At 71.4% G+C, this 2,082-nt stretch carries 3 protein-coding genes; all 3 read left to right on the forward strand.

Annotated features, from left to right (window positions below; genetic code table 11):
* Positions 1-581, forward strand: a 581-nt coding sequence (locus AB1609_22260; GenBank protein MEW6049158.1) for an ECF transporter S component, incomplete at its 5' end; no start/stop codon positions are given.
* Positions 578-1,189 (forward strand): nitroreductase family protein, encoded by a 612-nt coding sequence (locus AB1609_22265; protein ID MEW6049159.1) that lies wholly within the window; start codon positions 578-580, stop codon positions 1,187-1,189. The genes AB1609_22260 and AB1609_22265, both read left to right, overlap by 4 nt.
* A 16-nt stretch (positions 1,190-1,205) precedes the next feature.
* The coding region (gene cofD, locus AB1609_22270; protein MEW6049160.1) for a 2-phospho-L-lactate transferase at positions 1,206-2,082 on the forward strand (877 nt) is incomplete at its 3' end.

The raw sequence follows: 2,082 nt of genomic DNA on the forward strand, positions 1-2,082 counted from the left end.
CGGAGGTGGCGGTGCTTGCCGCCGGATCCACGGTGGCCATGATGACCATCCACTTTCCCATCGTCCCGGGTGCCCCGTTTTTGAAGTACGATCCCAGCGACGCGGTGGGCTTGCTGGCAGGCTTCCTGTTGGGGCCGGGCCCGGGGGTGTTGACCGTCCTGTTGAAAGACGCGCTCTTCTGGCTCATCCGGGACGGCAACCCGCTGGGGCCACTGGCCGACTTCATCGCAGCGGCCACTTTCGTCGGGGTGGCGGCCCACCTCTTCCGGCGGCTTGCTCCAGGAGGTCGTCCGGGCGCTGGCGAGCCGGGCGGCCGGCTGGCGGGCGTAAGGGCGGCTGCGCTGCCGGCCATGGCGGCGGCCATCCTGGGCGGGACGCTGGCTCGGGTACTGGTCATGGTGGCAGCGAACTTCCCCATCCTCTATCTCGAGTTCGGGATGCCGCCGGAGAAGGTCGCGGCGCTGCTGTGGCCGGCCATCATCCCGTTCAACGGCCTCAAGGGCCTGCTCAACGGGGCCTTCGCCGTAGTCCTGGCTGCGGCGCTCGTGCGGCGCAGCACGGCGGTGGTAGCGTCCCGGTGAACGACGACCCGGTGCTGGCCTGGCTCGACCGGCGGCGGACGGTGCGGGTGTACGGCGGGGAGCCGGTGCCCGACGAGACCGTGCGGCGCCTGCTGAAGGCCGCCGTGCTGGCGCCCTCGGCCCACAACAGCCAGCCCTGGCGGTTTGTCGTGGTCGAGTCGGCCGAGGCGCGCCGGCGGCTTGCGGAGGCCATGGCGCAGGCGTGGGAGCGCGACCTGGCCGCCGACGGAGTGGACCCGGCCATCGCGGCGTCGTGGCTCGGTTTTTCCCGCCGGCGGTTTGGCGAGGCGCCGGTCGTGATCGTGGCGTGTTTGACCATGGCCGAGATGGATCGCTACCCGGACGAGGTCCGGCAGCGGGCGGAGTACGTGATGGGGGTCCAGAGCGTGGCGGCGGCCATCGAGAACCTGTTGCTGGCCGCCGCCCACATGGGGCTGGGTGCCTGCTGGACCTGCGCGCCGCTCTTCGCGCCGGACGTGGTCCGCCGGCAACTCGACCTGCCGGACGACTGGGAGCCTCAGGCGGCCATCACGTTGGGGTACCCGCAAGGCGAACGCCGCTACCGGGACCGCAAGCCCCTCGAGGCCGTCGTTCGGTACGTCAGGTAGCGGGAGGGGCCACGCAGTGGCAGGCGCCGTGAAGGTGGCCGTGCTGGCCGGCGGCGTGGGCGGAGCCCGGATGGCGGCGGGCCTCGCCTCGGTGGTGCGCGACCCCGGCCTGTTGGCGGTTATCGTCAATACCGGGGACGACGAGATCTTTTACGGCCTTCACGTGAGCCCCGACCTCGACACGGTCATGTACACGCTGGCCGGGCTGGTCAGCCGAGAGACCGGGTGGGGCGTCGACGGGGACACGGACGGCTGTTTGCGAGCGCTCGCGCGCTGGGGTGAGCCCGCCTGGTTTTACCTGGGGGACCAGGACCTGGCCACGCACATCCTTCGAACCTGGTGGCTGCGGCAGGGCCGCACCCTTTCGGGGGTCACCGCAGAGCTGGCGCGGCGGCTCGGGGTGACGGCGCGGATCTTGCCCATGTCGGATGACCCTGTGCGAACCCGCGTGACCGTCGAGCTCGAAGGAGCCGAGCAGGAACTCCCCTTCCAGGTGTACTTCGTGCAACACAGGGCGGCTTTGCCCGTCAGGCGGGTGCGCTTTGAGGGGATCGAACGCGCCCGTCCGGCGCCCGGCGTGCTGGAAGCTCTGGACGAGGCCGACGTCGTCGTCATCGCTCCCAGCAACCCCGTCGTGAGCATCGCGCCGATCCTGGCGCTGCCGGGCGTGCGGGAGAGCCTGGCAAGGCGCCGGCGGCGGGTGGCCGTCAGCCCGCTGGCGGCGGGGCGAGCGTTCAAGGGGCCGGCGGTGGAGATGATGCAGGGCCTGGGGCTACGGCCCGAAGCAGCGGGTGTGGCGGCGTTCTACCGCGGCCTCATCGATCTCTTCGTCATCGACCCCGCCGATGAAGCATCCGCGCCGGAGATTGAAGCGATGGGCGTGCGCCCCGTGG

The organism is Bacillota bacterium (assembly GCA_040754675.1).
In the GTDB taxonomy this organism is placed as follows: domain Bacteria; phylum Bacillota; class Limnochordia; order Limnochordales; family Geochordaceae; genus Geochorda.